Here is a 24,985-nt window from a genome sequence, read left to right as displayed (position 1 = left end):
AATGTTCTCCAGATACGATAAAAAAGCATTGTTTATTTACTCAGGATTAGCCCTGTTGTTTATTTACCCGTTAATCCAGGCAGGCATATATTACAGAGATGATTTAGACAGGTCTATAACTGGATATTACGGCTGGCGTGGTTTAGGTCGACCTTTTGCAGATATTTTAACCAGATTTTTTTCTGCCAGTGGGCACTATAACCTGGACCTATTTCCTTATACCATGCTCGCATCATGTATTTTCTTAGGCGCATCTGCGCTTGCGCTCAGTAAACACCTGATTAAATCAGATATTCCGAACGCAAACATGGTTGCCGCACTTTTAATATTCAACCCATTCATTTTGCAAAATATTGCGTACAGATATGATAGTCTCGGAATGTCGATTGCCTTTTTCCTTACGGTGGTTGCATATACTTATAAAAATAAAAATCTGACGATAGAGGTTGCGACAAAATTAATCGCTGGCGTATTATCTTTAACTTTATATCAACCATGTGCCAATATTTTTATTGGTTTGCTTGCAATTGATGTAATCATCATCGCAACAAAAAAAGATGTAAAGGTCAAGGAATCAATAATTTTCTTATTCAAAAAAACAATTTTATTCGTATCATTTTTTCTTATCTATATGCTTTTCTTCTCGCCTAAAAATAACTCTCGAGCAGAATTAATACATCTAGACCAAGAGGGATTAGAGCATCTGGCCAAAACATTAATTGCCTTAAAAGAAATGGTTCTTTCTTATCTATATCACCCGGTTTACATTTACTTCGCAATCCCAATACTTATAAGTTGCGTGTTTATGCTCATTGCTTACCGTAATAATATAAAGCAAATAGCATCATTTATTTTGTACGGAGCTGTATCCTTTTTAATATTCATTATTTCACTTATGGGGCCAACATTATTACTTCAGGACGCACCAGTACTTCCCCGTACTTTAGTCTCATTTTCAGTTATATTGGTTATAATTGCTATCCCGATTATGCGTTTCGCTCCTCGTTTTAAATACGCTGCACTGATCCCAGTCATTGCTTCGCTTGCTTTTAGTGCTCAACTAAGCAACGCTATGAAGTCACAACAAGAATATGAAGATTTTGTTTTTAGCATGATTGCGCAAGACATTGCCACTCATAAAGACATCGTATCCATTGGTACTGTAGGCCAATTGAATAAAAATGAAAGAGCAAGGTTATTAATAGATAACAAACCACTTATAGGCCATTTCGTTTTTCCAGCTACTGAGTTTTTAGCGTCATATCAATTGGTCAACAAAGGGTTCACGCAAACCCTTCATGGTTATGGGGATGAGCAAGAAAATAAAAACAAACTATCTGATATCATAAAAAAAGGTATTAAACCGGTCTCGTCAAATGAATATTATACATTATTCATTTCGGACAATAACGCCATCGTGTTTTTAGGGAAATATAGCAATTAATTATTTCCAGCCCTCGCACTTAATGCTGAGGGCTTTATTTTCGAAGAGTCAGCACCAATCATATCCAGCGAAAAAGAAGTTACCCAGAGCTCGCTAGGGCTGAAGTGGTGAGTCTGATAGTTGCCCGGTAATTCCATTCCTTTGCCAATTTCAGGCAACGTAACAGCACTAACTCTCACAGCAACAGGTTTCAAATTTTCCTTATAAGCAAAAATGGGTCCATCAGCCAGCTATGCCATGGAAGAGTAACCCTCTTTTTCTGGCAACCCACATCCAGCATGGTGAACCTTACAATGTCAGCAAAGCGTTGCTGAGTATTGTCATACTCACGGCTTGTCGTTCAGGGGAAGCTCTAGCCATGAAATGGTCTGAAGTTAACTTTAAAAATGCTGTCTGGACTATTCTGCAGAAAAAATGAAAGCCAGTCAGATGCACCGTGTACCACTGTCAAAACAGGCAATGGCGATAATTGAAAATATGTGGGGCCTGCATAAAGAGCTCGTTTTCCCTTCTCCACGTAAACAGATCGTTTTATCAGATATGGTACTGACAGCTTTTCTTCGCAGAGTCAAAGCTAAAAGCGATGTTCCTGGCCGGGTTGCAACAGCACATGGATTTGTTCGAGTTTTCGTGATTGGTGCAGTGAGCACGGATACCGTTTTTTATTTTACCGTGGGGAGATGTCATTCATGACCCGTTGTCCATTTGACGTATAAGGAGCTATTGAAAGTCATTGTTTATGCGGCTTCGCTTTCTGCATATTCGAGACTCTGCAGATACTGTAGCGCCACAGGGTCAGCAATATATTCAACCAGCCCGTGGTGACGCTCCACCTCATCGATAATTCTGCTGAGCTCGACCCGGAAGAACTCCTTACGCAGGTTGATGCGGTTAATCCGGTAGCTTTCCAGATGGTCATGCAGTGTCTTTTCAAGCGTAGGAGCGTCATCGCAGGAAATCATGGCGTGGACGTCAAAATCAAACGGCACGGCTGCGCCACTTAACTCTTTCACGCGCTCCATAGGCTCCAGCCGTCGGGTCATACCAATTTTAAAAACGTTTTCACCGAAGGAGCCGATATTAGAAATCACATACACATGGCCCTGCTTCGTGAGCTGGGCCATGGATTTGGCGCGCTCATACTGCTGATGCACGTCCTGGATTTTTTGCTCCAGCTCCAGACGCTGTCGTTCCAGCTCTTCCCGGTGAGCACCTTCAGCAGCGAGCAGAGCCTCCCCCAGTAAGCGCTGCTGCTCAGCAAGGCGTTGCTCCTCCTCTTCCGCTTCGCGCTGCTGCTTCTCCAGTTCGTCCTGACGCTGTTTTTCTTCCCGCATCTGACGCTTGAGATCTGCCTGATATTCTTTTTCTTCCTGCGCTTTTTCCAGCAGGGCCACCTTATCCAGAAACTGCTGTTTTACGCTTTCCCAGCCGGCATTATCTTCAAGTTCCAGAAAGGTGATTTTCTCGCTTATAGCAGCATAAGCGTCTCTCTCTTTTCTGAGCTGGTCGTACTTGCTTTGCCAGTTATTCACCGTAGTGCCGGAAAGCAGTGTTTTGACTTTGAATTTATACGCGGAGTCCACAATACGCTGCAGTGCCCGGGAGGCTTTATTTCTGGCATTGTGAAAGTCATCCCACTGACCGGAAAGCTGTTTCTTTTCCTGATACAGGCCGCGAGCCACTTCAGTACTGACGGTTTCGTCAAAGGCTTTCTCTTTCTGGGCCAGGTCCGACGCGGCCTGTTTCGGCTATCCGATCATCGGCATCCAGGAACACCACCCATTCGCCACTGTGAATCGCCAGTGCGGCGTTACGCGCGGCATACAACCCCTGATTTTCCTGATGGATAAGGACCAGTCGCTCATCGGTGATAGCGCTGAGAATATCCTGAGCACGTTTGAGCAACTACATCTGAATAAAGGCGAGGTGTTTGAGCGCGGTGTGATAAATGTGTTCAAAGGCTTATCGTGGGATTTTAAGACCAATAGCCCATGTAAATTTGGGAAGAAGATCATCGTGACGGGGCTGGTCAAATTTGACCGGTGAGGATTTGGGCTTAACTGGGGCCGGCAGTGCGCTCGGTTAGCTGATCTTGAGCGGATGCTGATGCTTATGGATGGTCAGCCTGTCCCCGACAATCGCGCTGACGTTACCCGTCGGCTGAGCGACCATATCCATGAAAACCAGCACAGCAACCGTTACGAAGACGAGATGTTTTCAATCAAATACTTTCAGAAGGGGACGGCTCATATTACGTTCAGACGAGCAGAACTGGTTGATAAGCTGAACGACATTATCGCCCGGCACTATCCGGGAGCTCTGGCGGCAAGATGAAAGGGGTGTGACCTGTCCAATGCCTGCTCAACTGAGCCAGCGCAAGCCAGACGGTAATGGCATACTGGATGGCATACTGGAAACTGGCAGAAAAGAAAAAACCCAAGTCGCATAACGACTTGGGTTTCGTATTTGGCGGAAGCGTAGAGATTCGAACTCTAGAACCCTTTCGGGTCGCCGGTTTTCAAGACCGGTGCCTTCAACCGCTCGGCCACGCTTCCAATGAGGCGCACTATAAACATCCCGAACGGACCTGTAAAGCATCAATGCGTTCGTTTGCCTGAAAAACAGCCAAAATATTGTTAATCGACTGAAATAACAACAGATTGACCGTTTATTCAGCACAAATACTGGCTACAGCGCTTAATGTTTTTTGATGAACATATCTTTGGTGTAGTAATTTCCCCGGTTATCTGGCGCAAATCCTCCCACCCACGGCTTCACAAGATGCGTGCGGACATAGTGGTAAACCGGAATCGCTGGCACATCCTCTCCTAAAAGGTCTTCAGCCTGCTGGTAGTATTTGCCTCGCTCCTCCAGCGAAGTTGCTTTCGCCGCATTGCGCATCGCGTCATCAAAAGCGGGATTGCTGTACCTGGTGGTATTCTCGCTATCGCCGGTACGGAAAATATTGAGGAAACTTGAGGCATCATCATAATCGGCGATCCATGCGTAGCGCACGACGTCAAAATTACCGGTGTGCATGGTATCCAGCATGGTTTTCCATTCCTGATTTTGCAGCTTGGCTTCAACGCCGAGGTTTTTCTTCCACATTGACGATGCGGCAATGGCAATACGCTGGTGCGTTTCGAAGGTGTTATAGAGCAGATTTAGGCTAAGCGGATGCTCAGGGCCAAAACCAGCTTCAGCCAGCAGTTTCTTAGCTTCGGCAATGCGTTTTTCGAGCGGCCACGCCGCATATTCCGGCGCATGCAGTTGCACTCCCCCTATTTCCGGCTGGCTGATAACCCACGCCGCGCGTTGTCCCTGCCCCATCACCTTTTGTGCGATGATGTCTTTATCTAACGCCATATTCAGCGCCCGGCGCACGCGCGGGTCATTAAACGGCGCTCGAGTCGTATTGAACTGATAGTAATAGGTTGAAAGCTGAGGTGAGACATGGAGTTCATCGCCCATCGTCTTTTTCAACTGCGCGAACTGATTGACCGGGACGCTATACACAATGTCGATTTCGCCGGCCTTATAGCGGTTAACGTCTGCGGACTCTGAACTGATGGGCAAATAAGTGACCTTATCAATGACGGTGTGCCGATCGTCCCAATAATGCAGGTTACGCACGGCAACGATGCGCTCATTGACGACCCACTGCGATAACTTGTACGCCCCGCTGCAGACAAAATGTTCTGGCCGGGTCCACTTATCACCAAAACGGCCGATCAGCACTTTATCCAGCGGAACCAGTGACGGGTGCGCCAGCATCGCCAGAAACGCCGCCGTTGGCTGCGTCAGGGTAATTTCCAGCGTGCTATCATCCAGGGCTTTGACCCCGATATCGGCAGGATCTTTTTTCCCTTGGGCAATATCGAGGGCGTTTGCTACGTGCATATTGCCCAGATACGAGGAATAAGGTGAAGCTGTTTGCGGTGAGACCAGACGCTGCCAGCTCCAGACGACATCCTGTGCGGTAATGGCAGACCCATCTGACCAGGTTATGCCCGGACGTAAATGAAAGGTCCAGACGGTGTTGTCTTTGTTCTCCCAGGACGCGGCAAGCCGGGGTTCGATAGACCCATCCGACTTAACCGCCACCAGTCCGTCGAACATATCGCTGATTAAATTAAATTCAACGTTGCTTTCGACTTTATGCGGATCCAGCGACGCTGGCTCACTGCCATTGTTTCTGACCAGTTCCTGTTTTTCTGCAAGAATTGTTCCTGCGGGAACATTTGCCGCCATCGCCGCGCCGTTGATAGACATCAAACAGACAGTCAACAGCGTAAACGTCAATATCTTCGATTTATGTTGAATCATTCCCTTTACCTTATTGCTCTGTTTTATGTAGACACCGCTGTCACTGTCAGAGAGAAACAGGAATAACGCAATATTTTTCAGTTACCTGGCAGATATCTAACAGGCATTTTTACACATATAGTGCTAACATCTGATTCGGGAGCTTTTGTTGAAATAATATGCTTAAGCCTGGCGGGTTAAAATGCGTAAAGATGGGTAAAACCGCTGTGTCATTCCCCTTGATTTCATTATCCTCCATCATTAATTACATCTGTCATAAGAGAGTGACTCATGGATCGTATTATTAGTTCTTCACGCGATCGTACATCGCTACTCAGCACGCATAAGGTGCTGCGCAATACCTATTTCCTGCTCAGCCTGACGCTGGCATTTTCGGCGCTCACTGCGACTGCCAGTACCGTACTGATGTTGCCCTCTCCGGGGCTTATCCTGACGCTGGTGGGTATGTATGGTCTGATGTTCCTGACCTATAAAACGGCGGATAAACCGGTTGGTATTCTGTCAGCTTTCGCTTTCACCGGCTTCCTGGGCTACATTCTGGGACCGATCCTGAACACATACCTGTCTGCGGGCATGGGTGATGTTATCGCCATGGCTTTGGGCGGTACGGCGCTGGTCTTCTTCAGCTGCTCAGCCTACGTGCTGACCACGCGGAAAGACATGTCCTTCCTCGGCGGTATGCTGATGGCAGGGATCGTGGTGGTGCTGATTGGTATGGTTGCGAATATCTTCCTGCAGTTGCCGGCTTTACATCTGGCGATCAGCGCGGTGTTTATTCTGATTTCTTCAGGCGCAATCCTGTTTGAAACCAGTAATATCATCCGTGGCGGTGAAACCAACTATATCCGTGCCACCGTCAGCCTGTACGTTTCGCTGTACAACATCTTCGTCAGCCTGCTGAGCATTTTGGGCTTCGCCAGCCGCGATTAAGCAGCATCACTGATACGAAAAAAGAGAATGCCAATGGCATTCTCTTTTTTTATACCTTATTGACCCCGGCAGATATAGGTAGGATAGCGCCGGTCCTGAATAAGCCACACAGCAGGTGAAAGTTCAGAGATCGTCAGGTAGTAGCGTGAGGTCGGATAGGCGAAACTCCCCCATTGGGCATTCGGCGTATTGTCATTGTGGCGAAGCCAGGTTTTGGTGTAGGTCAATACAATGACGTTGTCATCGTCCCGCTGCTCCCACGTAAAGTCTACATCCCTGTCAACGATAAAATTTTGCCCGCCAGCTCTTGCCGCACCTTTATAGGTGGTCAACCCTGTACCGTCCCGATGAAAATAGAACTGAGCAAGGGCATTTACCTTCACTTCACTTGCTTTCCCTTCATTGCGCGTAAAGTTAAATTCAGTGCTGCAGGCCAGCACATCGCTTTTTCCCGTCGCGCCGCAATAGTAAAACAGCGCCAGCGCGCCGCCGACCAGGGCTCCGCCCAGTCCAAAAAGAAGCCTTATTTTCATTTTCCAGCCCCGTTTTTATAGCGAATGGTCTTGCACAGACGTGTTTTATTGACCGGGCAGGCCCCGATAAACAGTTCATCAGCAGTTGCAAGCGAAAAACGGGCGCTGAAAAAATAAATAGCATACTCCTCGCGCTCGCAAGCCACGTCATTGGCCTCCAGTCGCTCAGCTAATTTTGATAGCACTAACGGCCGTCCATGATCTTCGATAACCCAAATACTACAACGCGCGATTTTTTCCTGGACCGGCTTTAATTTCGCCGGAACAGTTATCTCCTGCGGGCGGCTAATGTAAAAGATCGCTCCCAACGGCACAGCAATCAATGCCCCTATTCTGAACCACTTTTTCAGGGATACTCGCCGGGGCAGAACGTCTTGTTGCGCTGAGGGGGGTTGCGGATCAACGGCTTGAATTTTCTCTCCAGGCTGAAAAATCACATCAGCATCAAAACGGAAACCATAGCGCGGGACAGTGACGATCAATTCGTGCCCCTCTCCCAGAGACTGGAAGCTTTTACGCAGTTCGCTTACCGCTTTATTGAGATTATTTCCTGATGGCGTAAAGCCAAATTCTTCCCACACGCGAGCGATCAATTCCTCCCGGCTTAAGTCGCGTCCTCGGTGTTTAATGAATTCCTGTAAAAGACGAACGGCTGGCGCCGAAAGTGTTAATACAGACTCGGGTTGTCCAACAAGACTTATTGCATGTGCTTCAGGATCAAATAACAACGAATTATTGCATATAAAAAACATCTTTTATTCTCGGCTGTTACCGCATGCTTTTTATTCCCTGGTACGTCGATATGAAAACCGCCCCCTGACCTGCTTATTTTTTCATCAGAAGGAATTTTCCTCCCATCCTTGGCCGCGGTATTTTCGCTTAACTATACAACCTTAAAGCCAGAAAAGCAGGATAAAAAACTGTATATAACGAGTTAACTAATACAAATTTTCACAAATCGCTGTTCTGGTTAAAGTTTCCCTGCCCTGAAGCGATACGAAAGCAGACGGTGTCCTGGTGTTAACGCGCCGCCTTTAAACTCAGAGCAGGCAGACTGATTGTGAAACAGAAAAAAAGAGTGAGCATGACAACCGCCTTTTATGTCGCCGCGCTGTCATTGCCATTTTTCTCAGAAATGACAATGGCCAATATGAGCGTGTATCCCATGGAGCTGAATGTAGACAGATCCGGTGCGGCGCAAATTAAGGTGGCTTCAAAAACGGATGATATTCAGTTCATTCGGGTGAGGCAAAAGAAAATTCTTAATCCCGGAACAGCCCAGGAAAAAGAAATTGACGTCGCTTCGTGGAAAGAAGGTGGCGTGGTGGTTACGCCCGAGAAATTTGCTCTGGCTGCAGGAGCGATGCGCGTTGTTCGTCTGGTATCGCTTATACCTCCGAAAAAAGAGACCACCTGGCGTGTCTATTTTGAAGGGGTAAAACAACCTGACAGCATTATTCCAGGCAAGGCAGAAACCCCTGCAGCAATGGCGACATTAGGTGTCAATGTGATCTGGGGCGCACTGGTCCACATTGCTCCAGAAGAAAACGTAATTTCACTGTCGATTGACCCTCGCCGGGGAACGTTAAAAAACAACGGCACATTGCGTGTGCCGCTCAGAGAGATTGGTATTTGTGATGCTGTTTCATCGTGTAAATGGATAAAAGAAGACGCGACGATTTATCCGGACACTGAACGGAAATTAAAAACGCTCACTATGAAACAGGGTCAGAAATATAAGTTCCGCTACTTCAACTGGGTGAATAAAACCGCTGAAGAAGCTGATTTACCCGTCGTGCAATAACACGACGGCACAGTAATAACCCACGTAGTTTGTTTAAAGAGCCAAGGTGCTCATTTGTAAATATGGAGATATCAATGCGTAACTATATTAAACCTCTGATGATTGTTGCCGCGATGGCCTCGTCCTTTAGCGCGCTGGCGATTCAAAAAGATATTACCGTCAACGCCAGCGTTGACTCACAGTTGGATATGACTCAGGCCGATAACACGCCACTGCCGGCCAGCATCGACATGCAGTACCTGCCAGGTCGTGGGCTGGAAAGCTACCGTCTGAACACCAAGGTGTGGTCTAACTCCGCCACCAGCAATGTCAAAGTGCGCCTCGTTAGCGCAGCTAAGCTCACCAATATGGATGGCGACGAGACTGTACCGATGACGGTGATTCTGGGTGATAAAACACTGTCTACCACCGATGCCGAATTTACCGGAACTGAACTGTTCCCAGGCAGCATTGAAAACGGTTCAGCGGTACTGCCACTGACCATTTCTCAGACCACCAAAGGCATTCTGAAAACCGGTCAGTACAGCGGCGTTGTCAGCCTGATGCTGACGCAGGCGACGACCACGGAAGGCGGTGCGTAACACCACAGTACATAAGGGATAACGTCAGAGGGTGCCCACCCTCTGACGTCAGGATGATGTCGAGGCTTGGTCATGGCGTTTCACAGAAATACTCTCCTCTTAGTTGCTTTATTACCCGCATCCATCCAACTCGCCTGCGCCGAGATGGCCGTCCCGGCAGGTTTCGAAGATCTGGCGAAAACGCAGCGTCTGTGGATAGAGGTTAACCTCTATGGCGAATCGCTTGGCCTTTTTGAAACGGATATCACACTTGAATCGGTAAGTTTTGTCGCACCCGAAACCGTGGTCGCGGCTATCAAACGTCAGTTTAATGACGCTCCTGCCCTCGTTGCCACCGTGTCTGCAGCTCTCGCCGTTCCACTTGCCCGTAACGGCAACCTGGCGTGCAGCAGCAATGGCTCCGTAACGGGATGTGATTACATTGATACCCATCGTGCGGCCATTATCTATGATGAGAATAACGCGCGCATTAGCCTGTTTTTGGACAAGAAATTTCTGCCTAAACAGACCACAGAAAACCAGTGGTATCAGCCTACGCAGGGCACTGAGAATGCGTTGATCCATCAACAAAATATCAATTTTGTTGCCGACAGGGATTACCAGTCAGCCACTGTTCAGGGCAATGGCGCGCTGGCCATGACGCAGGACGGCTACTTTAATCTCGACTGGACCTGGCTGGGGCAGCGTTCAAGGCACCAGCAGCAACAAGAAATAACCGTCAACAATGCCTGGTTTCGCCAGGATATCTGGCGTCAGTACTATATTCAATTAGGCGAGATGGATACCCGCGATCTGTTCAGTAATGCTGGTGGGAATATCAACCTCAGCCAACTGCCGCTGGGCAAAATTCGCGGCCTGCGCACAGGCTCGACAAGGGCATGGATCAATCCGGTTCAGCAGTCAAAGGGTACCCCCATCACCGTGCTGCTTTCCCATGATGCGCGTATTGACGCCCGCCGGGGCAATCAGCTGCTGGCCAGTTTCTATCTCAATGCCGGGGCTCAGACCCTGGACACGCGATCGTTCCCCGACGGGAGCTATACCGTGACGCTGTCCGTCTATGAAAATAACCGGCTGACACGTACCGAGCAGATACCGTTTACCCGCACCGGTATTACGCCGTTTGACCGCGTCGAGTGGTTCCTGCAGGCGGGCGAAACAGACAATAACAATCAAAACGATGAACGTAGCGCGGTCGCTCAGGCGGGTGTCCGCCTGCCTGTCACTCCAACGCTGGCACTCACCAGTGGCGCAGCGATAAAGAAAAACCAACGTTTTCTGGAAAATGCTCTCGACTGGAGTCGTGGTTTCAATGCGGGTCCGATCGATGGCGTACTCTCGACCCGGTTTAGCTACCTTTACGGCAGCGAAGGACAACGCGGCAATATTCAGCAAATCAGCTATAACGACGGCTTTTCACTGAGCTTCTATCGCAACGCGTTATCAGCGGAAAACTGCAATACCCGAAGCGCGGGATATGACGCCGTAAATGGCTGTTACCGAAGCCTGTCGGTGATGTTCTCCGTCCCTGTCGGCACCTGGTACGCCAGCCTGGGATATTCGGATAACCGCAACGAAGGACGGTACGTTTCTCGTCGGGAACTCCCGGACAGTGACGATCGCCACGATGCAGGCTTGCCCTGGGAGTCGGTTTATATGACACGCTCACGCACGCGGGCCTGGCAGGGTGGCTTGAGTACGGCTTTCAGCACACGCGGTCTGAACATCAACAGCAGCATTAACCTTTTCATGCGTAACGATGACTCGCGCGAAGGCAGGGATAAAGGCGGCTACCTGAGCGTGAGCCTGTCAATGGCGCATAACCGTCAGGGCAATGCGACAAGCTATACCTCTCTGGGCGCGACATGGCAGCACCAGCAGCATGATAAAAACCAGCTGAGCTATAACGTGGCGCACAACTGGTATGCCGACGCACGTGGTGAAAATGAGTATGGACTGAGCGCATCAGGTATTAACAGCGATTCACTCAATACCTCTGCCTACACGCGCCAGGGCGGACGATATGGCAACGGGAGCCTGACAGTCAGCGATGCCTGGGATCGTCAGGATCGGCGCCATACCCTGAGCAGCAGCGGCAATTACAACTCCACGCTTGCGCTGTCGCGCTCTGGTCTGTGGCTGGGCCGCTGGAGCGACGGACGTCCTGCTTCAGCCATCGCGGTTAACGTTGCCACACCGGAAGATTCCCAGGATCCGAGTATTGCCGTGTCGCTGGATAACGGCGGCAGTGCAGACATTCCAGGCAATAGCCGCGCCCTCTTCGCCGTGCCGGGCTATCAGCAGACTACGTTGACGATTAACGAATCGCTGGATGTCTCGCGGGGTGCCAGCAGTGAAATCACACAAGGTTCAGGCAGCAGAACGTTGTTTATGGTGCCAGGCAAACTGCTCCGCCGGGACGTGCAAACCACGGCAAGCTACACCTGGCTCGGCCAGTTAACTGACGAGCAACATTCGCCGTTTATCGGCGGCGTGCCACTGAACGTTAACGGCTGGAGCGACCTTGGCAACGGCGGGTTTAGCGCTCAAAGCGACGCTCTGCTGCATAACCTCTACCTGGTGCGTCAGCAGCAGTTTTATCAGTGCGAGCTGAATGTAAAGACTATGCGCGACGTCGTGCGTTACGTCGGGTCGATCCCTTGCCGGGAATTAACCTTCTCTGCCCTGCCGGATACTGTCCAGCAACAGGCACAGCTGATGCTCGCCGGACGATCGGTACCAACGGGTCCAACTGCCATGAATGCAGACAACGTCACAAAAGGGAAATGATGTGAACAAGCACTTAATTATTTTACTTTTTTTAAGCCTGTGGGCGGGTCAGACTCAGGCAGCGGCCCCTGCCGGAAGAAACACCAGCGTCGATATCAGCTTCGATCGCATGGCCCCCCCCGCGCGCTTTGATATCTGGGTTCATGAACCGAGCGGCTATGATGTCGCCGATCCGCAAAAGTGGGGACGTAATACTCTGACGTGTCTGTCCCGTACCGACTCCACAGTTGGCGCCTGCATGACCGCCCCGGCCTGGTTCACGGCGAACCCGGGGACACCTTATGCCATCAATTTACGTTTTACGCATGCCCTTACCAGCAAAACGGTGGATCTTAAGGTCTATGGCGACCACTACATGTTTTTCAATAATAAAGTCTTTACCTATCCCAGTTTTATCACGGGAGGGACAGAGATTGTTGCAAACTGGACCAGAGAACCCTACTTCGATTTCTATATCGTGAAAAGCGAACTGGAAAAGCTCGCTCTGCCGGGTATCTGGACCGCAACGCTGAGGCAGAACCTGCGTCAATGGGATAGTGGCAACTGCGGCGGGAACTTCGCTGACCCCAATACCGGATGTCCAGGCTATCGCGCCATTGCTAGCTGGCAGGCCACGATGCGCATTGAGGTTGTCGATCCGGGTAATCAGCAGATTTATCTGCCGGCATTTCCGCACTCAACGCCTATCGTTAACCTCAACCTGACCAACTTCCCGGGGCGGCCGGGTGGCAGTGAAATCCAGGGTGAAAACACGCTGGATATGTGCCTGTACGACGGCAAAAACAGTACCAGCACCCGCACTTATCTTCGGTTTGAGGACGACGGACTCCCCTCAACGGACCGTGCTGAAGAGGCATTTTCAATCCGGCGACGCGGCGGAAGTCAGACCGATGCGCGGGATCGTCTCGACTATCAGGTCTTCGTCACTAATCCTGTCACGGGCGCAACCGAAACCGTCGCCAACGGTAAAACCCTAGTCTGGCAAGGCACCAACGATCCGCAGCATCTGCGTCAGGTCGTCCTGCCCGGCGGACGTGAGAGCGTACTGTGCGTACCAGCCCCTATTGTTTTGAAAACCCCTGCGTTTGCAGCCAGCAGTAAAAACGCCGGGGATTACACCGGCACGCTACGCATCATCTACACACCCAGTACGTTATAAAGAGGCCGCCGTGAATTACGTCATTCTTGATAATAATCGTTTTTATGCCGAAGGGTTGCGCTACGCCCTTCTGCGCCGTAACGCTCACACTCAAGTTGAGAGCGGCGCGTTACAGTGGCACCGTTCGCTGTTAGCCTGCGACACCCTCGTTATGCGTTGCCGCTTTTCCGTCGCGAGGACGCATCTGGCGCTGGTCGACATTCTGCTTCAACTGGAGGCCAGGCGCTGGGAGGGAACGGTTTATCTGGTGTGCAATGAAAAAGGCTGGGCACTGGCCACGCATTTACGAAAGCGTTTTGCCACGCTGACCTTACATATCATTGATGACAGAATTGCCGTCGTGGATGCGGCGTATCTGCTTGCTAAAGAGCCCCGTCGGGTACGCAGTCTGAATTGCTGCCTGACTGGCATGGAGTTCAATGTTCTCGACAGGCTGGTTAACGGTCAATCGGTAAAACATGTTGCGCATATGACGCAGATTAGCGAAAAACAGGTTTCGACGTATAAATGCAACGCGCTGAAGAAGCTTAATGCCAACAATCTGCTACAGCTACTTCTGTAGGTCGAGGTTTCTCACACCGCCCCTTATTTGCTAAACTAAGGGCGGTTTTTACTTTATCGACAGAGCACTATGTTCATTTTTGCAGGCCATGAAATTGAGACCGATAGCGAAGGCTATCTGAAAGACACCACACAATGGAGCGAGCCGCTGGCGGAGAAAATCGCCGAAAACGAAGGTATCGTTCTCTCCCCCGAACACTGGGAAGTGGTGCGTTTCGTTCGCGAGTTTTATCTGGAGTTTAATACCTCCCCCGCTATCCGCATGCTGGTAAAAGCGATGGCCAACAAGTTTGGCGAAGAAAAAGGCAACAGCCGTTATCTCTATCGCCTGTTTCCGAAAGGCCCAGCTAAGCAGGCAACTAAAATTGCCGGCCTGCCGAAACCGGTGAAATGTATTTAATAGCGGATACTAAATCCCTTTAGCTCGTCGCCAGGGCGGTGCGGTTCGCTGAGAACCCGATCAACCCTGGCGCTGCGCGGTCCCCCGGCTTTCAACCACTTCATCAGTTGTTCCACCCGCTCGCTTTCACCACAGGCGACAACTTCTACGCTGCCGTCATCCATATTCTTCGCATAGCCGGTCAACCCCAGCCGTTGCGCTTCATGCTGGGTGGTGTAGCGAAATCCTACCCCCTGAACCCGGCCATAGACCCAGGCGATGATGCAGACTTTCGACATTGCGGTTCTCCTTATCAACATAAATGAAAGAACAGGTACCGATGGACAGATGATCGGCAATCTCCTGATCTGTCCATAGATTAGCAGGGGATAACAGAATAAGTTGTCGCACCTGTTCAGTGAGATTAAACCGTCGCTCGATAAGCAGAGGTCCCGCCATACCATCATGCAGTAGCGCCAGACGCTGATGATTGACCTCATCATCTGTGCTACTCTACGCGCCATTTTATTTTAATGGTTTCAGGTTGGTACTTTCATCCAACCCGCGTCACTGTTTGTGAGAGGTTGCTCCGCATGACTGAATCTACAATTCCACATTATCCTCGTTTAGTGTTAGCCAAGGGGCGCGAAAAATCATTACTTCGCCGCCATCCGTGGGTATTTTCCGGTGCTGTCGCACGTATGGAAGGTAAAGCCAACCTCGGTGAAACCGTTGATATCGTTGACCACCAGGGGAAATGGATAGCGCGCGGTGCGTTCTCTCCGGCGTCGCAGATCCGTGCGCGCGTCTGGACCTTCGATAAGTCTGAATCCATCGACATTGATTTCTTTACCCGTCGTCTGCAGAAGGCGCTGACATGGCGTGACTGGCTGGCGAAAAAGGACGGTCTGGACAGCTACCGTCTGATCGCCGGAGAATCCGACGGCCTGCCAGGTGTCACTATTGACCGCTTCGGCAACTTCCTGGTATTACAGTTGCTCAGCGCGGGTGCTGAATACCAACGCGCCGCGCTGATTAGTGCTCTGCAAATTGTTTTCCCGGACTGCGCTATTTATGACCGTAGCGATGTGGCCGTGCGTAAAAAAGAAGGTATGGCGCTGACCCAAGGGCCCGTCACGGGCGAACTGCCGCCTGCTCTGCTGCCTATCGAAGAACACGGGATGAAGCTGCTGGTTGATATTCAGCACGGTCACAAAACCGGCTATTACCTCGATCAACGCGATAGCCGCCTGGCGACGCGTCGTTATGTGGAAAACCAGCGTGTCCTGAACTGTTTCTCCTATACCGGCGGCTTTGCGGTCTCAGCATTAATGGGCGGATGCCGTCAGGTGGTCAGCGTCGACACCTCTCAGGAAGCACTCGATATTGCCCGCCAGAACGTGGAACTGAACAAGCTGGATCTGAGTAAAGCCGAGTTCGTGCGAGATGATGTGTTCAAACTGCTGCGCGCCTATCGCGATCGCGGTGAGAAATTTGATGTCATCGTGATGGATCCGCCGAAATTTGTCGAAAACAAAAGCCAGTTGATGGGCGCCTGCCGCGGTTATAAGGACATCAATATGCTGGCTATTCAGTTGCTGAACCCAGGCGGCGTACTGCTAACATTTTCCTGCTCCGGGCTGATGACGACCGATTTATTTCAGAAAATCATCGCTGATGCCGCAATAGATGCTGGTCGTGATGTACAATTTATAGAGCAGTTCCGTCAGGCCGCCGATCATCCGGTGATCGCTACCTACCCGGAAGGGCTGTATCTGAAAGGGTTTGCCTGTCGCATCATGTAACTTGAAAAGTGGAATATTACCCTTACATAGAGGGTATCTATTTCCCGGGAGGTGACTATGATTGCCAGCAAATTCGGTATCGGCCAGCAGGTCCGCCATTCCCTGTTAGGTTACCTCGGAGTGGTCGTGGATATCGACCCGGAATATTCGCTTGATGAGCCGTCAGCCGATGAGTTGGCGGTTAACAGCGAACTTCGCGCCGCTCCCTGGTATCACGTGGTGATGGAAGACGATAATGGTCTGCCAGTGCATACGTATCTGGCCGAAGCACAACTGAGTAGCGAGCTACAGGAAGAACATCCGGAGCAACCGTCAATGGATGAACTGGCGCGCACAATCCGTAAACAGCTTCAGGCTCCGCGCCTGCGTAATTGATACTAACACAGGCCCGATGGCGCTTCGCTTATCGGGCCTGTGCGTTTCATCCGGCGACAGTCAAACTTTACTTCGCCAGTCCCAGTCGCGGGATCTCAATCGCCGGGCAACGATCCATCACCACCGTCAGCCCCGCATCACGCGCCAGCACGGCCGCCTGCTCGTTAATTACGCCAAGCTGCATCCATAGCGTCTTCGCGCCGATGGCGATAGCCTCCTGAGCGACGCCCCACGCCGCTTCAGAATTACGGAAGACATCGACCATATCCACTTTCTCTGGCACATCCGCCAGCGTTGCATAGCCCTGCTGCCCCAGCAGCATTTTTCCGGCAACCTTCGGTGAAACGGGAATAACGTGATAGCCCTGGTCGAGTAAATACTTCATCACGCGATAGCTTGGGCGATCGGGTTTATCGCTTGCGCCAACCAGTGCAATCGTGCGGGTAGATGTCAAAATGCCAGCAATATCGGTCTCTTTCATCGTTTTCCTCCAGGCTGTTTAACAAAGTGTACGACAAACCTGCCCCCGCAACCATTCATCCCATACTGGCGTATGAGAGCTAAACTCAAAAATATGTCTATATGTTAGTAAACGTGATTATCGAAAAATTTAGATACATGTTTGCAGCTATTTTCTGGACAGGAGAAACCTATGAAAGCCGGCATTGTGACAGCCTTAATTGCCCTGTGTTTGCCGGTAACCGTTTTTGCTACCTCATTACGCCTGTCTAATGATATTGACCTTTTGGTGCTGGACGGAAAAAAAGTTTCCAGCTCATTACTGCGTGGCGCCGACAGTATCGAGCTGGAAAATGGTCGCCACCAGCTCGTATTTCGCGTAGAAAAAACCATTCGCTTGTCCAGCCACGAAGAACGTCTGTATATTTCGCCTCCGCTGGTCATCAGCTTTGATACGCAACTCGTCAGCCAGGTTAATTTCCACCTCCCGCGTCTGAACAATGAGCGGGATACAGCGCATTTTGATGACGTTCCACGTGTGGAATTGCTGGATGGGGACTCCATGCCTATCCCCGTCAAGCTGGATATTCTGTCAATCACATCCACAGCGAAAATAGTGAATTATGAAATGGAAACTGAACGCTATAACAAAGCGGCTAAACATGCGTCATTACCGCAGTTTGCTACGATGATGGCCGATGACAGCTCGCTGCTTTCCGGGGTATCTGAACTGGATCGCGTGCCGCCTCAGTCGCAAACGCTAACCGAACAGCGCTTAAAATATTGGTACCAACAGGCAGACGCACAAACGCGAAGTAACTTTTTGCAATGGGCTCAGAAACAGCCTCCTTCATGACATTTATGTTCGCATACGCATTTTTTTTGTCTTTCTCTTGCAGCGTCAAGAGCTTCCAGTACTCTGTAACCAGGTTAACTTGGGAGCTGTACTATGGAATTAACAACTCGCACATTGCCAGCGCGTAAGCATATTGCGCTGGTTGCACACGATCACTGTAAAAAGATGTTGATGAGCTGGGTGGAACGCCACCAGCCGTTGCTGGAAAAGCACGTTCTGTACGCCACAGGAACAACGGGAAACTTAATCCAACGCGCAACGGGAATGGACGTCAACGCCATGCTGAGCGGTCCGATGGGGGGTGACCAGCAGGTGGGTGCGCTGATTTCAGAAGGGAAAATTGATGTGCTGATTTTCTTCTGGGATCCGCTGAACGCCGTACCTCACGATCCTGATGTCAAAGCCCTGCTGCGTCTGGCGACGGTATGGAACATTCCGGTTGCCACCAACGTGTCGACCGCCGATTTTATTATCCAGTCGCCAAACTTCAACGATGCAACGGACATCTTGATCCCAGATTACGCCCGCTATCTGGCAGAGCGCCTCAAATAAACGCAGGGCAGGCGGCAATTGCCGCCTGCTATTCAGGGTTTTCTTGCTACCGGAACATCCAGTTGTTTAAGCTCATCCACAAAGCACGACGGTGTTTCTTTATTAAACAGCAGCCATACCCGATGCCGTGCACGCGTTAGAGCCACATACAGCAAGCGTCTCTCTTCAGCATCCGGGAAATCCTCCACCGCCGGAAGCAACGCCTCTTCCATAATCGACTCGCGGGCCGGGGCGGGAAAACCGTCATTCCCATCATGAAGCCCCACAACAATAACGTAATCTGCCTGCTGTCCCTTACTGGCATGGATAGTCATGAAATCCAGCTGTAGCTTAGGCCAACGGGTAGCTGCTTTCTCCAGACTGGCAGGTTTCAGATGATGGTATCGCGCCAGCACCAGAATTCTCTCTTCTGCCTTCACAAATCCCGACAGCTTATCCAGCAGCAGATCCAGCTGGCTTTCATCGAGCAACGTGACGGCTTTTTTATCGCCTGCCATCAGACTGTTGAGCGGTTTCGTAAGCTGATGAGGGTTTTGCTGGATAAACTGGTTTGCGACTTCACCAATGCGGCTATTAAAACGGTAAGTCGTATCCAGATTACAACGGTCGCCCTCACCGAAGTTTTGCTGGAATGCGGTGGTCAACGAAAGCTGTGCTCCGCTAAACCGGTAAATTGCCTGCCAGTCATCCCCTACGGCGAACAGCGTAGTCTGTGAGTTTTGCTTGCGCAGTGCGGCTAACAGGGCGGCACGCTGAGGAGAAATGTCCTGAAATTCGTCGACCAGAATGTGTTTCCACGGACTGATAAACCGGCCTTTTTCCAGAATGACAATGGCCTGATGAATCAGCCCGGAAAAATCGACGGCATTCTCATCCTTCAGGGCGCCCTTCCAGGCCTTGAGCAGGGGAGACATCAGCTTAATGCGTTTACTGAACAGATCGCGAATCTCCTCCGGAGCATTGGCGATCATCTCCGCCTGCGCTCCGCCATGCATACGCATCAGGCTAACCCAACGATCCAGCCGGGAAGCCAGCCGGCGCTGTAATTTTTCGTCATCCCAGAAGTTACCTTCGGGTACAGACCACTGCATCTCTTCTTCTAACCATTGCCGCCAGCCTTTGGCCTGTGCCTTTTTCTCACTGCACTGTTGACGCCAGGTCGTGATAAAAAGTTTGCTACGCGCGGCAACATCATTTTCCAGCTTGCTAACCGTCGGGACTTTTTTGCTCCCCTGCGAAATAATGTGCAACGCCAGTGAATGAAACGTCCTCGCAGTGATCTCTTCCGTATGCAGACGTTCACGGATGCGATCGTCCATCTCCTGGGCCGCTTTGCGTCCAAACGCCAGCAGCAGGATTTGTTCCGCCGCCGCTTCCCCTCGCGCAAGTAGCCAGCCCGCACGGGCGACCAATACGGATGTTTTGCCGCTTCCGGCCCCCGCAAGAACCAGTAATGATTGTTCGCCGTTCACCACCGCCCGCGCCTGGGCCGGATTCAGCGGCGAGGACTCAATTTGCTGGAAAAAATCGGCATGTTCTTCCAGCATGGCATCGGTATACGCCTGGTTGTGCTGCAAGCGACAAGCTTCAATGTCCTTCAACCATGCCTGGCATTGACGTAACGCCTCACGGCAATTTTCAAATTCTTCCAGCCGGTTGATCGGGAGCGGCAATGCGGCAAAGGCGCGGCGGATCTGCTGCTGTAGCCCTGACGTCTGCTCGCGCGTCAGCCATTTATTCTCACTGGTGCGGGTGGCGATCGCCTCCAACTGCTGCTGTAAAACTCCCGCAGCGACGTCGCTCATTTCCTGACTCCACTGCTGCCAGAGCGAATTCAAATGGTGATGGAAGCGCTGGGTTTCAGCCCATTCTGTGCCGTGAAGACGAACCACCTTATCATCCGGGAGCACAAACTCCAGCTCACCCCATACCAGGCCGCGTTTACAATGAATAGCCAGTAACTGATTGAAGGGAATAAGATACTCGTGACGATCGCCGGAAACCTTAATCCCGGCATTGAGAATAACGGCCCGATCGTAAGGGTGTTGTGCCAGACGTTTTCCAAGAGAAGTTGCTTTCAGTTCCATAAGACTCAAGCGGATCCACACGAAGAGGTTTGCTTATCAGTGTAACCGCCAGAGAAAACGTGCTCCAGCCCAAAAAAACGTTACAATTGCCGAATTCACAGAAAACCAGAGTTAACCGAGGGTTTATGCGTACTGTTCTGAATATTTTAAATTTTGTGCTCGGGGGATTCGCCACCACCTTAGCCTGGTTACTGGCTACGCTGGTCAGTATTGTGCTGATTTTTACTCTCCCCCTGACCCGCTCATGCTGGGAAATTACCCGACTCTCGCTGTTTCCCTACGGTAACGAAGCGATTCATGTCGATGAGCTTAATCCAGCGGGCAAAAACGTCCTGTTGAATACCGGAGGCACCGTGCTCAATATTTTCTGGCTGATTTTCTTCGGCTGGTGGTTGTGCCTGATGCACATTGTCTCCGGTATTGCCCAGTGCATTACGATTATTGGTATCCCGGTTGGCATTGCGAATTTCAAAATCGCGGCGATTGCACTGTGGCCGGTGGGTCGCCGGGTAGTGTCAGTTGAAGTTGCTCGCGCAGCGCGTGAAGCCAACGCGCGTCGTCGCTTCGAATAATCAGGACCGATGGCCTTTATGTTAAGTCCTCTGCTCAAACGCTATACCTGGAACAGCACCTGGCTGTACTACGTGCGGATTTTTATCGCGCTTTGCGGCACAACAGCGCTGCCCTGGTGGCTGGGTGACGTTAAGCTGACCATCCCGCTCACGCTGGGTATGGTCGCTGCCGCGCTTACTGACCTGGACGATCGTCTTGCAGGCCGCCTGCGCAATTTGATCATCACGCTGGTGTGCTTTTTCATTGCCTCGGCCTCGGTCGAACTGCTCTTCCCATGGCCATGGCTGTTTGCCCTTGGGTTAACGCTTTCCACCAGCGGCTTTATACTGCTGGGGGGATTAGGGCAGCGCTATGCAACCATCGCCTTTGGCGCGTTGCTGATCGCCATTTACACAATGCTCGGCACCTCGCTTTACGATCAGTGGTATCAGCAACCGATCCTGCTGCTCGCGGGCGCCATTTGGTACAACCTGTTAACCCTGACCGGACATCTTCTGTTCCCTATTCGCCCGTTGCAGGACAATCTGGCGCGTAGCTATGAACAGTTAGCGCACTATCTGGAACTGAAATCGCGTCTTTTTGATCCCGACATAGAAGATGAAAGCCAGGCGCCGTTGTATGATTTGGCTCTTGCGAATGGGCAACTGATGGCGACCCTAAACCAGACAAAGGTGTCACTGCTGACCCGCCTGCGCGGCGACCGCGGACAGCGAGGAACACGTCGCACGCTACATTACTATTTTGTGGCGCAGGATATTCACGAACGCGCAAGCTCCTCGCATATTCAGTACCAAACGCTTCGCGACCATTTCCGCCACAGCGACGTGATGTTCCGCTTCCAGCGCCTGATGTCGATGCAGGGGCAAGCGTGTTCGCAACTGTCTCGCTGTATTTTATTACGCACGCCTTATCAGCACGATCCGCACTTTGAGCGCGTCTTCACCCATATTGATGCTGCACTTGAGCGCATGCGCGCGAGTGGTGAGCCTGCCGACCTGCTCAACACGTTGGGATTTTTGCTGTCAAACCTGCGGGCCATTGATGCCCAGTTGGCTACCATTGAGTCTGAACAGGCTCAGGTACTTTCGCGCAATGAGTCTGAAAATCAGCTTGCCGATGACAGCCCGCATGGGTTCAGTGATATCTGGTTGCGTCTGAGCCGTAACTTCACGCCTGAGTCCGCCCTGTTTCGTCATGCTGTTCGCATGTCGCTGGTGCTATGCGTCGGCTATGCCATTATCCAGATAACCGGAATGAACCACGGGTACTGGATCCTGTTGACCAGTCTGTTTGTCTGCCAGCCAAACTACAACGCCACCCGACATCGTCTGGCACTAAGGATTATCGGCACATTAGTCGGGATCGCCATTGGGTTACCGATCCTGTGGTTTGTACCTTCTCTCGAAGGGCAATTGATCCTTCTGGTGATCACCGGCGTGTTGTTTTTTGCCTTTCGTAACGTCCAGTACGCGCATGCCACCATGTTTATCACTCTGCTGGTGCTGTTGTGCTTTAACCTGCTCGGTGAAGGTTTTGAAGTTGCACTTCCGCGCGTCATCGATACGTTGATCGGCTGTGCCATCGCCTGGGCTGCTGTCAGCTTTATCTGGCCAGACTGGCGTTTTCGGAATCTGCCGCGAGTGATTGAACGGGCCACTGACGCTAACTGTCGTTATCTTGATGCTATTCTCGAACAATATCATCAGGGGCGTGATAATCGTCTGGCATACCGTATCGCCCGCCGTGACGCGCACAATCGTGATGCGGAACTTGCTTCGGTGGTGTCGAACATGTCGAGTGAACCGGATGTCACGGCCCAAACACGCGAAACGGCGTTCCGCTTGCTGTGTCTTAACCATACGTTTACCAGCTATATTTCCGCCCTCGGCGCACATCGCGAGCAGTTAACCAATCCTGACGTTCTGGCATTGCTGGATGATGCCGTCTGCTATGTAGATGATGCGCTTCACCATCAACCTGCTGATGAGCAGCGCGTATACCAGGCGCTGGAAGATCTGAAGCAGCGAATTCAGCATCTCGAGCCACGTCCGGACAGTAAAGAGCCGCTGGTCGTACAGCAAGTTGGGTTACTGATTGCCCTGCTCCCGGAGATTCGGCGATTACAGCAACAAATTGCTGTGCTGCCATCTAATACCCCGGTTCCGGCGTAAGAGAACTCACCCACTCCACCAGCTCCTGGCGACGCGTCGCCGGGAGCGCGGCTTCATGCACCCCGTCAACCGCTCCTTCAAGGGCATAGAGTATTTTTACCGTTAAGGCAGGGTTATTTTGCCGAAGTTTCAACCAGCACATCTGAGCTCCCAGCGATCGCAATGTCCCCTCATCCTTAATTCCTGCTTCATTTAGCAAGGTCTCCAAATGAAACGTCATATTCGGTAATTCCCGCAGGCGATGTTGTGCAAAGCGACTCTGTTTTTCCTTAACGGCTGCATCGAGTGAAAATTGTGATAGCGATACTAACTGCTGCTGGTTCTGCCACAGGGTATCGTTCACCTGGTAATAATTGAGTACAACTGGTCGCCCGCGCTTGATAAATGTTAGCCAGACAGGAGAATTTTTTACACAGTACTGGGCGCTCTGCTCACAGGCGCGAAGATATAACTCACCGCTGGCTACCATGGCAAAGACCGTATCACCAACCGTCAGACTATAGCCGCCAAACAGTGAGCGGTAGTGAATTGTTCCCAGAGAAGCCAGATATTCTTGTGATTTATAGATTCTTGCATAAGACTTTTCTTTCATAAAAATCCTTTTAAATCATAACGTAAGCAAATAATTTGCAGTAGCAGATCCGTTAATGACGAAAATAGGCAACTTATGCGTATGGGGCAAGATGAATTTTATTTTTCCCGTGATGATGACTAAAAATTGCGAACCTGTTTCCGAAAATAAGGTTGATCTTTATTGATGGCAGGGTTACTGTATATCCATACAGTAACTCACAGGGCTGGATTGATTATGTACACTTCAGGTTATGCAAATCGTTCTTCGTCGTTCTCTTCCGCATCGAGCAGCATTGCGCGCGTTTCAGCAGAGAACGCTACCGCTGGGCTTATCAGTGAAGTGGTCTATCGCGAGGACCAGCCCATGATGACGCAGCTCCTGCTGCTTCCCCTGCTGCAACAATTAGGGCAACAATCACGCTGGCAGCTGTGGCTGACGCCTCAGCAAAAATTAAGCCGTGAGTGGGTGCAGTCGGCCGGGCTTCCATTGACCAAAGTCATGCAAATCAGCCAGCTCTCCCCCTGCAATACGCTGGAATCGATGATTCGTGCGCTGCGCACAGGTAACTACAGCGTCGTCATCGGCTGGTTGACGGAAGAATTAACCGAAGATGAACATGCCGAACTGGTAAAAGCGGCAGATGAAGGTAATGCGATGGGGTTTATCATGCGTCCTGTTCGCGCTCAGTCACTTGCGGGGAGACAGCATTCCGGGCTAAAAATTCACTCGAATTTGTATCATTGAGTAAAATTAGGATTTATCCTGGAATTTTTTTTCATGTTTTAATTTGCCATTGAGCTGTAACGCGTTTTCCGGCTGAAGGCCTGTCTGAAGCGGTTTTCAGGAAATCTTCAGTACATTTATTCATCTATAAATGTTAAATATTGTGTACACAAGCCTTTTTTTTTCATATGCCTGACGGACTTCACACTTGTAAGTTTTCAACTACGTTGTAGACTTTACATCGCCAGGGGTGCTCGGCATAAGCCGCAGATATCGGTAGAGTAACTATTGAACTGGTCCCCG

The 24,985-nt window shown here is 50.7% G+C and carries 22 protein-coding genes, 1 tRNA gene and 5 pseudogenes; 17 read left to right on the top strand and 11 right to left on the bottom strand.

From position 1 onward, the window contains the following. The first annotated feature begins 1 nt into the window (after position 1). Positions 2-1,444, top strand: a complete 1,443-nt coding sequence (locus OGV75_RS13735) for a glucosyltransferase domain-containing protein (protein ID WP_080858575.1) — start codon at positions 2-4, stop codon at positions 1,442-1,444. 220 nt (positions 1,445-1,664) lie between these two features. Then, a pseudogene (locus tag OGV75_RS13730) lies at positions 1,665-2,100 on the top strand (tyrosine-type recombinase/integrase); the annotation flags it as partial. A gap of 81 nt (positions 2,101-2,181) precedes the next feature. On the opposite strand, the pseudogene OGV75_RS13725 reads toward OGV75_RS13730, so the two are convergent. Further along, positions 2,182-3,189 (bottom strand): annotated as a pseudogene (locus OGV75_RS13725) (GIY-YIG nuclease family protein); the annotation flags it as partial. Then, positions 3,188-3,328: pseudogene (locus OGV75_RS13720) on the bottom strand (glycosyltransferase); the annotation flags it as partial. The pseudogenes OGV75_RS13720 and OGV75_RS13725, both read right to left, overlap by 2 nt. Here OGV75_RS13720 and OGV75_RS13715 point away from each other — a divergent pair. After that, positions 3,317-3,778 (top strand): annotated as a pseudogene (locus OGV75_RS13715) (DUF4942 domain-containing protein); the annotation flags it as partial. The pseudogenes OGV75_RS13720 and OGV75_RS13715 overlap by 12 nt on opposite strands. Positions 3,779-3,911: 133 nt before the next feature. Here the strand turns inward: OGV75_RS13715 and OGV75_RS13710 are convergent. Further along, positions 3,912-3,999, bottom strand: a tRNA-Ser gene (locus tag OGV75_RS13710). A gap of 142 nt (positions 4,000-4,141) precedes the next feature. Further along, the gene (locus OGV75_RS13705; RefSeq protein WP_131348256.1) at positions 4,142-5,770 is read right to left on the bottom strand and encodes an ABC transporter substrate-binding protein; all 1,629 of its coding nucleotides are present in this window, start codon (positions 5,768-5,770) and stop codon (positions 4,142-4,144) included. A gap of 270 nt (positions 5,771-6,040) precedes the next feature. Here OGV75_RS13705 and yccA point away from each other — a divergent pair, with 270 nt between their 5' ends. Then, positions 6,041-6,700, top strand: coding sequence for an FtsH protease modulator YccA (gene yccA, locus OGV75_RS13700; protein WP_016152501.1), 660 nt, complete (start codon positions 6,041-6,043; stop codon positions 6,698-6,700). Positions 6,701-6,756: 56 nt separating this feature from the next. Here yccA and OGV75_RS13695 read toward each other — a convergent pair whose 3' ends face one another. Continuing rightward, the gene (locus OGV75_RS13695; protein WP_019076424.1) at positions 6,757-7,233 is read right to left on the bottom strand and encodes a hypothetical protein; all 477 of its coding nucleotides are present in this window, start codon (positions 7,231-7,233) and stop codon (positions 6,757-6,759) included. Then, entirely contained in the window at positions 7,230-7,985 is a 756-nt protein-coding gene (locus OGV75_RS13690; protein ID WP_286480803.1) for a winged helix-turn-helix domain-containing protein, read from the bottom strand. The genes OGV75_RS13695 and OGV75_RS13690 overlap by 4 nt, the downstream gene beginning before the upstream one ends. A 308-nt stretch (positions 7,986-8,293) precedes the next feature. Between OGV75_RS13690 and OGV75_RS13685 the strand changes: the two genes are divergently transcribed. From OGV75_RS13685 to tusE, 6 genes are all read left to right on the top strand, one after another. After that, positions 8,294-9,037, top strand: coding sequence for a fimbrial protein (locus OGV75_RS13685; RefSeq protein ID WP_047359363.1), 744 nt, complete (start codon positions 8,294-8,296; stop codon positions 9,035-9,037). A 74-nt stretch (positions 9,038-9,111) separates the two neighbouring features. Then, a complete protein-coding gene (locus OGV75_RS13680; RefSeq protein WP_016152497.1) occupies positions 9,112-9,618 on the top strand; it encodes a CS1 type fimbrial major subunit in 507 nt (168 codons plus the stop codon). 72 nt (positions 9,619-9,690) lie between these two features. Beyond that, a complete protein-coding gene (locus OGV75_RS13675) occupies positions 9,691-12,408 on the top strand; it encodes a TcfC E-set like domain-containing protein (RefSeq protein WP_286480802.1) in 2,718 nt (905 codons plus the stop codon). Position 12,409: 1 nt separating this feature from the next. After that, a complete protein-coding gene (locus OGV75_RS13670; protein WP_080858513.1) occupies positions 12,410-13,567 on the top strand; it encodes a CblD like pilus biogenesis initiator family protein in 1,158 nt (385 codons plus the stop codon). Between the two features lie 10 nt (positions 13,568-13,577). Beyond that, a complete protein-coding gene (locus OGV75_RS13665) occupies positions 13,578-14,129 on the top strand; it encodes a LuxR C-terminal-related transcriptional regulator (RefSeq protein ID WP_181546179.1) in 552 nt (183 codons plus the stop codon). A 69-nt stretch (positions 14,130-14,198) separates the two neighbouring features. Further along, a complete protein-coding gene (tusE, locus tag OGV75_RS13660; protein ID WP_016152493.1) occupies positions 14,199-14,528 on the top strand; it encodes a sulfurtransferase TusE in 330 nt (109 codons plus the stop codon). Here tusE and yccX read toward each other — a convergent pair. Together yccX and OGV75_RS13650 are read right to left on the bottom strand one after the other, a co-directional pair. Beyond that, a complete protein-coding gene (yccX, locus tag OGV75_RS13655) occupies positions 14,525-14,806 on the bottom strand; it encodes an acylphosphatase (protein ID WP_016152492.1) in 282 nt (93 codons plus the stop codon). The genes tusE and yccX overlap by 4 nt on opposite strands. Before the next feature lie 34 nt (positions 14,807-14,840). After that, positions 14,841-14,987, bottom strand: a pseudogene (locus OGV75_RS13650) (AraC family transcriptional regulator); the annotation flags it as partial. A gap of 113 nt (positions 14,988-15,100) precedes the next feature. Between OGV75_RS13650 and rlmI the strand changes: the two are divergent. Together rlmI and hspQ are read left to right on the top strand one after the other, a co-directional pair. Next, the gene (gene rlmI / locus OGV75_RS13645; RefSeq protein ID WP_049283229.1) at positions 15,101-16,312 is read left to right on the top strand and encodes a 23S rRNA (cytosine(1962)-C(5))-methyltransferase RlmI; all 1,212 of its coding nucleotides are present in this window, start codon (positions 15,101-15,103) and stop codon (positions 16,310-16,312) included. Positions 16,313-16,369: 57 nt separating this feature from the next. Continuing rightward, the gene (hspQ, locus tag OGV75_RS13640; protein ID WP_016152490.1) at positions 16,370-16,687 is read left to right on the top strand and encodes a heat shock protein HspQ; all 318 of its coding nucleotides are present in this window, start codon (positions 16,370-16,372) and stop codon (positions 16,685-16,687) included. A gap of 67 nt (positions 16,688-16,754) precedes the next feature. Here the strand turns inward: hspQ and OGV75_RS13635 are convergent, their stop codons facing one another. Beyond that, positions 16,755-17,168: a CoA-binding protein gene (locus tag OGV75_RS13635; RefSeq protein ID WP_016152489.1), complete on the bottom strand. Its 414-nt coding sequence runs from the start codon at positions 17,166-17,168 to the stop codon at positions 16,755-16,757. A 171-nt stretch (positions 17,169-17,339) separates the two neighbouring features. Here OGV75_RS13635 and csgI point away from each other — a divergent pair, with 171 nt between their 5' ends. Together csgI and mgsA are read left to right on the top strand one after the other, a co-directional pair. Continuing rightward, positions 17,340-18,002 (top strand): curli synthesis inhibitor, encoded by a 663-nt coding sequence (csgI, locus tag OGV75_RS13630; protein WP_019076417.1) that lies wholly within the window; start codon positions 17,340-17,342, stop codon positions 18,000-18,002. 93 nt (positions 18,003-18,095) lie between these two features. Further along, complete coding sequence (gene mgsA, locus OGV75_RS13625; protein WP_016152487.1) at positions 18,096-18,554, top strand: methylglyoxal synthase; 459 nt, start codon at positions 18,096-18,098, stop codon at positions 18,552-18,554. Positions 18,555-18,586: 32 nt separating this feature from the next. Here the strand turns inward: mgsA and helD are convergent, their stop codons facing one another. Beyond that, entirely contained in the window at positions 18,587-20,641 is a 2,055-nt protein-coding gene (gene helD / locus OGV75_RS13620; RefSeq protein ID WP_047359367.1) for a DNA helicase IV, read from the bottom strand. 125 nt (positions 20,642-20,766) lie between these two features. Between helD and OGV75_RS13615 the strand changes: the two genes are divergently transcribed. After that, the gene (locus OGV75_RS13615; RefSeq protein WP_016152485.1) at positions 20,767-21,213 is read left to right on the top strand and encodes a YccF domain-containing protein; all 447 of its coding nucleotides are present in this window, start codon (positions 20,767-20,769) and stop codon (positions 21,211-21,213) included. Positions 21,214-21,231: 18 nt separating this feature from the next. After that, complete coding sequence (gene yccS, locus OGV75_RS13610; protein WP_016152484.1) at positions 21,232-23,385, top strand: YccS family putative transporter; 2,154 nt, start codon at positions 21,232-21,234, stop codon at positions 23,383-23,385. On the opposite strand, the gene OGV75_RS13605 is transcribed toward yccS, so the two are convergent. Beyond that, complete coding sequence (locus tag OGV75_RS13605; protein WP_016152483.1) at positions 23,363-23,977, bottom strand: TfoX/Sxy family DNA transformation protein; 615 nt, start codon at positions 23,975-23,977, stop codon at positions 23,363-23,365. The genes yccS and OGV75_RS13605 overlap by 23 nt on opposite strands. Before the next feature lie 216 nt (positions 23,978-24,193). Between OGV75_RS13605 and sulA the strand changes: the two genes are divergently transcribed. Next, positions 24,194-24,703, top strand: a complete 510-nt coding sequence (gene sulA, locus OGV75_RS13600; protein ID WP_046275730.1) for an SOS-induced cell division inhibitor SulA — start codon at positions 24,194-24,196, stop codon at positions 24,701-24,703. Positions 24,704-24,985 lie beyond the last annotated feature (282 nt).

Source organism: Citrobacter sp. Cb028, assembly GCF_030336705.1.
Lineage (GTDB): Bacteria > Pseudomonadota > Gammaproteobacteria > Enterobacterales > Enterobacteriaceae > Citrobacter > Citrobacter braakii.
The sequence above is the reverse complement of the archived record's forward strand: the minus strand, read 5'-3'. Positions and strand labels throughout refer to the sequence as shown.